Genomic DNA, 8,837 nt, shown 5'->3' on the forward strand with positions numbered 1-8,837 from the left:
TATAATGATGTAGAAGATGCAGGAATTGAGTCTTTTAAAACCGTATCTAAATCTGTACAAACACATTATGAGTCTATCTTAAACTTCTTCGACAACAGAAGTACAAATGCTTCAGCCGAATCATTTAATGCTAAGGCAAAAGCTTTTAGAGCTACTTTAAGAGGAGTAAGAGATACTACTTTCTTCCTATTCAGGCTTGCCAAAATATATGCCTGAGGATCGCCCCCCCAACTTTTCCGACTGATCCGTCATTAGTTTGATTGGCTAACAACTGTTTTAATTTTTTTGATAAATCTACCAATGACAGCGAAGCGAAATGACCAATGACAAGCGCAGCGTAAATGACCAATCGCTAATGAACATTATACTTGGCCATTACCAGTAACACCATGCGGTTGTATGTTGCCAGGCCGCGGGGTTGGTTGTTGGCTTTCAAAAAATTATCATAAAAGATACTGCTTATCCAGCTAAGCTGGTTTTCATAGGCCATCCAGTAGGCGCGTTCGGCTACAAAATCCTGGTGTACTTGTTTCGATATCATCGCCTTTAATTCCTTATGGGCCACGGTATCGCGCCGGCGCAGGGTATGCATAAACTCGTCAACCGCCAGGTGATAGCCCGAGTAACGCAGCAAGCGGTCCTTTGATTTTATGGCGATAATAAACCCGGCAAAATCAGCCTCGTCCTCGGCCCCGTAACCTATCTGGTGCGACATTTCATGGCAAGCTACAAATGGCCTGTTAAACACGGGCATGGCATAATTAATCTGCGCTTCGGACGTAAATGGATTATAGTAACCCGACGTTCCTATATAATTCAATAAGAATGTAATCATAGAGGGCTTTACGCCAGGCTGAAAAGCGCGAAAATTGGCCGAGTCGGCCGAGAGCGCTTTTACCGCGTTTGCAGCCGTTTGGTAAATAGCACTGTTGCTTTGGGCCAGGTCGGCAGCGGTTACCCTGGCTCGGCAGGCGTTGGCGCTATCTATCAGTAATTTGGTTACGGCCTTTAAATCGGCAGTAGTGAATGTAGTATCTCTTAAATTAAGGCGTACAGCGGCCGATGGCCTGAAATAATTCATCCCCCAAAACAAATAAAAAGCTACAACCACTATCTGGATGCTTATTACCCAGCTCAACAATTGCATTCCAATTTTTTTGAACTGCTTTTTAACCAGCAGCTTTACCATTCTGATGATAGCTACAACTATAGCCAAAATAATTGCGGCGTAAAGCAAATCGCCTACGCTAAAAGGGAATAAATTAAAAACCGGGTGAAAAACCCAGCTAATAAGTTTATAAAACCCTTGCGAATAATAACGCTCGACCAGTGCGGGATAACCGGCAAACAGCATCAACAAAAAAATGGCCATGGCTAACAACAATATGGCTATTATTCTTTTAAGGAATGGATTTTTGCTGAGGTAGGTACGCATTGTATACTATAGATGTTAACCAAGGCAATATAACAAAGCTTTACCTTTAAGAAGCTTTTTTTCTGATTGCCGTATACAAAAAAAGCTCCTTTACAGGAGCTCTTCTTTTATACGGATTAAATAAATACTTATTTAATGGCCACCGGCACAACAAAGGTATCCCATTTCAGGTTGAAACCTTTTGGTGTAATGGTATAGGTAAGGCTTTCGGCTTTTGGCGCGGTTTTGCCTTTAACTGTTACACGCAGCTGGTCGTTTTCTGGTTTATAAGTGTAAGCTCCCCATTGCTTAGGGTTTTTATCAAAAATAATAGTCCATGTGCCACTTGCAGATGGAATTACAAAAAAGGCGTACCTACCGGCCGGAAGTGCTTTACCTTCAACCTTTATTGCTTTGCTGGTTGTAAAACTGGTTGCCGAATCGGCACCTGCACGCCATACTTTATCAAACGGCACCAATTCGCCTAATATTTTGCGGCCTTTTACATACGGACTTCCGTATTTGATTTTAATCAATGAGCCTGCAACTGTAGCGCTTGTACTATCGTGCGGACTGGCCGGTTTTTCCTGTGCAAAGGCCAGGCTGCTTAAAAATAAGGCAAATGCAAAAACAAATGCTGCTTTAAATTGAAAAGGTCTGTTCATAATATTTCTCATGATTTATTTGGCATAAATATAGGGCGAAATTTTTTAGGGCAGCAATTGATAAATTAAATAAACGTGTGGCATAGCTATAAAAACATTTCGACTATATAGTTATCCAACTTATATCCGCCTCTGTCCGTTTTTAAGTCGGTAGTAACCACACCGATTAATATTTTAGGGCGGCGGTGCTTTTGGTACAGATAGCATCTGTTTATCAGGCCGCCAACTTGCTGTTACGTAACGGTTAGTGATGACCAAAGGGAACAAAAGCCTGACGGCTATTTACACCAGCGTGGGGAACGCCCGGATCAGGTTTGAGGCAATACACATCGCACAAAAAAAAACGGCTTACCAATGACGATAAGCCTTTTTTTTAAAAAATTCACCTACATTTTATGCCCCGTAGTATCTTTTTTCATTGGCATTTTTGGCATCTCGCCGTTCATCATTACACATTGGCCTTCTTTTAATTTCATTGTTTTGCCGCCTTTCATTTTACAGGTTCCGTCGGCCTCAACAACGGTACCGTTTGTCATGGTTTTAGCTTGGGTCATGGGCATGGTTTTGCCATTCATCATAGCCATCATTTTACCGTCTTTCATCATTACACAATCGTGCATTTTATCCATCGACATATGCGACATCTTATGCATTGATTTGTGCGACATTTTATGCGACATCTTGTGCATGGTAGTGTCGGTTGTTTTGGTTTGTGCCATAGCGCTACAACTTAAGGTAACAGCCATAAGGGCAATCATCATTCTTTTCATTTTCCTGGTGGTTTATATTGGTTAATATTTTGCTTTTTGATGGAGCCCGGTTCAGGGTACGTTATTCTTTTACTTTCAGCATACCTGCATTTATAGCTACAACAACGGTACTTACAGTCATTAAAACCGCACCTAATGCCGGGCTTAAAAGAATGCCCTGGTTATATAACACGCCCGCAGCCAGGGGCAACGCCACAATGTTATACCCGGTTGCCCAAATCAAATTCTGGATCATTTTACGATAGGTTGCCTTGCCAAACAGTATCAGGCTTACAATATCTTTCGGGTTGCTGTTCACCAGTACAATACCGGCAGTTTCGGCCGCTATGTCGCTACCCGAGCCTACTGCAATGCCAATATCTGCCTGGGCCAGCGCGGGGGCATCATTAACACCGTCGCCGGTCATGGCCACAAATTCGCCCTTGCTTTGCAGGTCTTTAATCTTACCCAATTTTTGATGAGGCAATACTTCGGCAATAAAACTATCCATCCCTAAAGTTTTGCTTACACTTGCCGCCACTTTATTGTTATCGCCGGTTAGCAAAATAGACCTGATGTTTTCCTGCCTCAACGTTTTAATTGCATCTGCCGATTCGGGGCGGATCTCGTCCGAAAGGGCGATGTATCCGGCCAATTGCTGGTCAATTATTACAAATACCACTGTTTCGGTATCGTTGGCATTATATACACCGGGAACGGCCAGCTTATTTTCTTTTAAATAACCCGGGCTAACCACCAATATCTTTTTACCATCTACTGTTGCCCCGACACCCTGGCCGGTTATGGCCTTAAAGTTTTGCGCCTGCGGAATGGTAATTTTTAAGTCTTTCACTTTTTGCAGGATGCCGGTGGCTATGGGGTGCTCTGAGTTTTGTTCTAAGGCAGAGGCCAGGCGGATAAGGTTGTCCTGTTTGATTTCCTTATTAAACGAAACAACTTTGGATACTTCAAATTTGCCCACCGTAAGCGTGCCTGTTTTGTCAAATACCACGGTGGTAATTTTACGGGCATTTTCAAAAGCGGTGCGATTTTTAATGAGCAGCCCATGTTTGGCCGATAATGCCGTTGATTTGGCTACCACCAGCGGAACAGCCAGCCCCAAAGCGTGCGGGCAACAAATAACAATAACGGTTACCATCCGTTCCATGGCAAAAGCGATGGTTTGCCCGGTTAAAAACCAATACATAAACGTACCGATACCTGTAACCAGGGCTATAATTGTCAACCATTTTGCAGCGGTATCGGCCAGTAACTGCGTTTGCGATTTTGACTTTTGTGCATCGTCAACCAGCTTAACTACCTGCGATAAATAGGAATCTTTGGCGGCGTGTGAAACTGTTACTTTAAACGAACCGTTGCCATTGATGGAGCCGGCTATTACCTTATCGCCTTTTACTTTTTGCACCGGCCGCGATTCGCCTGTGAGCATCGATTCATTGAGGTAGCTATCACCCTCCAGTATAATACCATCTGCCGCAACTTTCTCTCCGGGCTTTACCAGGATAATATCATTGGCTTTTAACGTACCTGTTTTTACATCGTGCACCATGCCGGGCATTACCATGTGCGCATCTGCCGGCATGAGCTTAACCAGCAACTCCAGCTCATTTGATGCGCCCATTACCGATCGCATTTCTATCCAATGCCCTAAAAGCATAATGAGGATAAGGGTAGCCAACTCCCAAAAGAAATCCATCCCGTTGAGACCGAAAACGATGGCCACGCTATAACTATAAGCCACTGTAATAGCAAAACCTATCAGGAACATCATCCCCGGATTTCTGGCTTTTGCCTCGCTTACCAAACCGGTTAAAAAAGGCCAGCCCCCATATACAAACACCACCGATGATAAAGCAAACAAAATGTACGACGAACCCTTGAACTGCCAACTAACCCCCATAAAATGCTGGATCATGGTTGATAACAACATGATAGGGATCGTAAGCGCCAATACCACGTAAAACCGTTTTTTAAAATCGGCAATCATCATAGCATGGTGGTCATGTTCTGACATTCCCATGTGCTGATCATGACTATGATGCATTTGTTGATGGTCCATACCTTCATGCATTTTGTTCATCTTCATAACAGGTGCAGTTCTCCAAAAACTCCGTAATACATCATCTTTAGCTTTAAAGTTTTACCGTTCAACTGAACAACAAACAAAGCTGCTAATTACAAACCAACCAGGGAATGACCGCCGTCACATAAACAACTAACAACCATCACCTAATAAGTTAAGGTTAAGCCGCCACCCAGGCCCATATCGCTATCGTAATGTGATGATAAAGAGAAATATTTGGTAAAAATATAGCGCATGCCTACAGCATATTCTCTATCAGTATTCCCCATGAGCGTAAACCTTAACCGGCTGGTTAAAGGGATATCTTCCCTCCCCAATTGAAACCTGAATTTGCCATTCCCATCCACACGGGCGTCGGCCACAAACAGCATGGGTAATATATACGATACCCCTGCAACTACGGTATGGCGGTTGTTTTTATTGCTTTGCTGGCCAAACAGGTTTTTTTCCTGGTCGGTTGATTTTTTGTAATGGTAATCAAACCCTCCATACGCGTACAGCCATTGCATTTGCCCAAAATAACGGCCTGCCATAGTTTCGCTTTCATACCCTTTTTTGCTGTTTACACCCAGGTGCCATAGGGTTGATAATTTCCACCGGGTATTGGCAATGCTAACTGTACCGTCGCTGCCATTGCTTTCCAGGCCAATTTTTGCAGCCGGGAAAAAGCGGCTGTCATCGGCGTATATTTTTTTCAGGGCACTGGCCGGGTTGGGCAGTTCGGGGTTTGGCGGCGAATTTTCATAGCCGAATATGCGACCCATCCCGCTCATCATATGGTAAAGGATATGGCAATGAAAAAACCAATCGCCGCTTGCAGTAGCCGCAAACTCAATAGTATCAGTTTCCATCGGCATAATATCCAGCGTATTTTTTAATGGCGAATAATCTCCCTGCCCGTTTAGTACCCTAAAGTAATGCCCGTGCAAATGCATAGGGTGGCGCATCATGGTATTATTGTACAGGATAATGCGCACATTTTCGCCTTTTTTGATCAGTATTTTATCTGATTCGGAAACCGTTTTATTATTTATCGTCCAAACATAGCGGTTCATGTTACCGGTAAGGTTAAAATGTAAAACCTTTAGCGGGCCGGCAGGTAAATTAGTGGGTTTAATGGCCTTTAACATCCCATAATTAAGGGTAACCATATCGGTGCTGCCCGCCATATCCATACCGGGCATATCATTCATTTCTTTAGCGGTCGCACCCGTATCTTTTGCGGCTGATCCATCCCCGGTAATTTCAGGATACATTACGGTATTCATGTCCATCACCTGGTTGGTCATCACCATGCCATCCATTTTTTTCATGTTGCCATCCACCCCCATCATGTCGTTCATCATCTTCATGCCTTCAAAATATTTGAGCCTGGGCAATGGCTTGGCTTTAAACTGCGCGCCACTACCAAGCCATAATGAGGTTGACCGGGTGCGGTCTTCGGATGTTGCCAAAAATTCAAAACTGCCGTCGTTAGGGATGGTAACTATCACATCGTATGTTTCGGCTACGGCTATAATCAGCCGGTCAACAGCTACCGGTTGCACATCCTCGCCATCGTTAGCTGCAACGGTAATTTTGCCTCCGGCATACTTTAGCCAAAAATAGGTTGATGAACTGCCGTTAATAATGTGCAGTTTCACCTGGTCGCCTTTTTTAAACTGCGGGGCGTTGTTTATTGCTTTCCCATTGCTAAAAAAACGGTCGTAATACACATCGCTCACGTCCATGGCTACCATTCTCTTCCATTCGTTGGTTAGCTTGGTTTTAAAATGGCCTTCGGCTACAGCTTCTGCATAGTTTTGAGTACTGCCTTTACGGATACCGTACCAATCGGTTTGGTTATGTAATGATCGTTCTACCTGTTCGGGGTTTTCATTGGTCCAATCGCTCAGCAGTAAGGTGTACTCCTTTTGCCCGGCTGGCTGTTTGGGGTGGATAATAAAGGCGCCATACATACCGCTTTGCTGCTGTGTCATGGTATGCGAGTGGTACCAGTAAGTGCCGTGCTGTACCAGCGGGAACTTGTAAAAATGCGTTTGCCCTGCCTCAATTGGGGCGGTGGTAAGGTAAGAAACACCATCATAGCGGTTGGGTAATATCAACCCATGCCAGTGGATCGATGTCTCCATCATCATTTGGTTATGCACATATATTTCGGCGGTATCGCCTTCGATGAACTCCAATGCAGGGGCAGGTATGCTTCCGTTAATGACCATAGCCGGCCTTGTTTTGCCAGTGTAGTTTACTGTAGTATCGGCAATGTATAAATGATAAATTTCACGATTGCCCACTTTGGTGTAAAAGGGTTTGCGCGGTTCCTTTTCGTCCATTTTCATAGCCATATGCTGTGCATAGGCCGAAAAAGACAAAAAGAAACTCAATAAAAGAACGGTGGATATTTTCATGATAAAATAAGCTTCTGGAGTTACCCGGAAGCATTTTATGTATTATTTGGTTGCAGGGCTAATGGTTTCGCTAACCTTGCCGCAGGTAAGCATCATACTGCCATAATAAGGGTTTTTAATGGCGGCATCGGCCGATAGCCAGTAGCTTTTTTTCATGGGGCAATAGGCATAGTAAACCGGCTTATCGGTTAGTTTTACCGCCTTGGTCAGCCTAAAGAAATTTGCCGAAAAATTAGCAAAATGCTCCCGTTGATGGGCTATGTCCTTACTTTCGGATATGTGCCGGGCATCAAAAGCCAGCTTTTCCTGCAAAGGCTTAAACGCGGCAGCATCCGTAGCGGGCAGCGACTTTACATCAACCCCGTTAATAGTTTTTAAAAATTCGCCGGCGCTGGCAGCAGCATCTGCACTGTTTGATTTTACTAAGGCATCTTTAACGCCGTAATAAGATGATAGCAATGGAGTAAGTGCCGTAGCCTTGCCGTCCTGGGCAAAAAGTTGTTGGGTAAGGGCAGTCGCGATAAAAGCGATCAATAACAATGTTTTTTTCATGATTTTGATAGTTTAATATAAAGGCCACCCAAGCCAATGGCCGGCAGCAGCTTGAATAATAAGAAATTGCTTTAATTTTATTCCGATACAAATTTAACCTATATGCCCCGGTACTTTTTTATAGAATTCGGGTTTTAAGTTATGTTATTTTGTGTTTTTGATTGGAGCAAGCAGGGCCATTGGGTACGGCAAATGACGGCAGAAGTAGTCTTAAGACCAACTATTTCTCAAACTCATCCGGGTTTAACTCCGGCTGTTCAGTTTCATCCGGCGGCAGTTCATTGGGGATATTTTCAGGGCCTTCTTCGGGCACATCAGGTTCACCGGGATCAGTTGGCTGCCTTATCTCGGGCCTTTCGGGTGTAACCGGCATTTCGTCTGGCTCGTTGGGCATTGTTCTTTTCTTGCTCATGGTTGGTTATTTAATTAAAGGACAATTGATCATTCTGTGTATTTTAACTCGGTTATGTTGTTTTAAACTGTGGATGCTTTACAAATCCTGGCCGGTAAAAGCGCCGGGGCATCAAAATCAAAATGATGATCGTTATATACCGTAATAGTACCGAGCTGTCCATCCTGCGGCACATCTACCGACCGCGATTGCTCATAATCTATCCAATCTTCGGCCTTATCGGCCGCGTAAATCTTAAATTTATTAACTTTATCCTGTGGTTCGAATTTCAGTAGCCGCTGACCCAGGGCTGACGCATTAGAAATTTTTATTAGCGATAAGCGTTAACAGAAATTTATGGTTCCAACCAGCCATTTTTCGTTTGGCCTTCAGGCTGGCCTTGCTGGTTTTATCAGCTTTCAGAATATTTAAGGCTATTTTTCTGACGACTGCCAGGTTTTGAGCGGCCTGCCTGTTGCGTGTGGTATTGTAGTCTTCGCCAAAACCAACATCCAGTTGCCAGTGCAACTGATTTTCTATCCCCCAATGTGCGC

The 8,837-nt window shown here is 43.9% G+C and carries 9 protein-coding genes; 1 reads left to right on the forward strand and 8 read right to left on the reverse strand.

Annotated elements, in window-relative coordinates; translation table 11 throughout:
* The coding region (locus tag AC1DV1_RS30775; RefSeq protein WP_477366656.1) for a transposase at positions 1-216 on the forward strand (216 nt) is incomplete at its 5' end.
* 136 nt (positions 217-352) lie between these two features.
* Here the strand turns inward: AC1DV1_RS30775 and AC1DV1_RS30780 are convergent.
* The 8 genes from AC1DV1_RS30780 to AC1DV1_RS30815 form a co-directional block, all read right to left on the reverse strand.
* On the reverse strand, positions 353-1,435 hold the full coding sequence (locus tag AC1DV1_RS30780) for a DUF3810 domain-containing protein (RefSeq protein WP_477368508.1): 1,083 nt from the start codon (positions 1,433-1,435) through the stop codon (positions 353-355).
* 128 nt (positions 1,436-1,563) lie between these two features.
* Positions 1,564-2,079, reverse strand: a complete 516-nt coding sequence (locus AC1DV1_RS30785) for a DUF2911 domain-containing protein (RefSeq protein ID WP_477368511.1) — start codon at positions 2,077-2,079, stop codon at positions 1,564-1,566.
* A gap of 386 nt (positions 2,080-2,465) precedes the next feature.
* Complete coding sequence (locus AC1DV1_RS30790) at positions 2,466-2,849, reverse strand: DUF6799 domain-containing protein (protein ID WP_477368514.1); 384 nt, start codon at positions 2,847-2,849, stop codon at positions 2,466-2,468.
* A 61-nt stretch (positions 2,850-2,910) separates the two neighbouring features.
* Entirely contained in the window at positions 2,911-4,935 is a 2,025-nt protein-coding gene (locus AC1DV1_RS30795) for a copper-translocating P-type ATPase (RefSeq protein WP_477368517.1), read from the reverse strand.
* A 143-nt stretch (positions 4,936-5,078) separates the two neighbouring features.
* Entirely contained in the window at positions 5,079-7,340 is a 2,262-nt protein-coding gene (locus AC1DV1_RS30800; RefSeq protein ID WP_477368520.1) for a multicopper oxidase domain-containing protein, read from the reverse strand.
* Between the two features lie 42 nt (positions 7,341-7,382).
* Positions 7,383-7,892 (reverse strand): DUF3347 domain-containing protein, encoded by a 510-nt coding sequence (locus tag AC1DV1_RS30805; protein ID WP_477368523.1) that lies wholly within the window; start codon positions 7,890-7,892, stop codon positions 7,383-7,385.
* A 220-nt stretch (positions 7,893-8,112) separates the two neighbouring features.
* Entirely contained in the window at positions 8,113-8,304 is a 192-nt protein-coding gene (locus AC1DV1_RS30810; protein WP_477368526.1) for a hypothetical protein, read from the reverse strand.
* Positions 8,305-8,601: 297 nt separating this feature from the next.
* On the reverse strand, positions 8,602-8,837 hold a 236-nt coding region (locus AC1DV1_RS30815; RefSeq protein WP_477361537.1), incomplete at its 5' end, for a transposase.

Source organism: Mucilaginibacter sp. P4_D1, assembly GCF_056401935.1.

Excerpts from the sequence above, each read along its gene's own strand:
- AC1DV1_RS30800 (WP_477368520.1), bottom strand. The coding sequence starts at position 7,340 with ATGAAAATATCCACCGTTCTTTTATTGAGTTTCTTTTTGTCTTTTTCG.
- AC1DV1_RS30785 (WP_477368511.1), bottom strand. The coding sequence starts at position 2,079 with ATGAACAGACCTTTTCAATTTAAAGCAGCATTTGTTTTTGCATTTGCC.
- AC1DV1_RS30780 (WP_477368508.1), bottom strand. The coding sequence starts at position 1,435 with ATGCGTACCTACCTCAGCAAAAATCCATTCCTTAAAAGAATAATAGCC.
- AC1DV1_RS30795 (WP_477368517.1), bottom strand. The coding sequence starts at position 4,935 with ATGAAGATGAACAAAATGCATGAAGGTATGGACCATCAACAAATGCAT.
- AC1DV1_RS30790 (WP_477368514.1), bottom strand. The coding sequence starts at position 2,849 with ATGAAAAGAATGATGATTGCCCTTATGGCTGTTACCTTAAGTTGTAGC.
- AC1DV1_RS30805 (WP_477368523.1), bottom strand. The coding sequence starts at position 7,892 with ATGAAAAAAACATTGTTATTGATCGCTTTTATCGCGACTGCCCTTACC.
- AC1DV1_RS30810 (WP_477368526.1), bottom strand. The coding sequence starts at position 8,304 with ATGAGCAAGAAAAGAACAATGCCCAACGAGCCAGACGAAATGCCGGTT.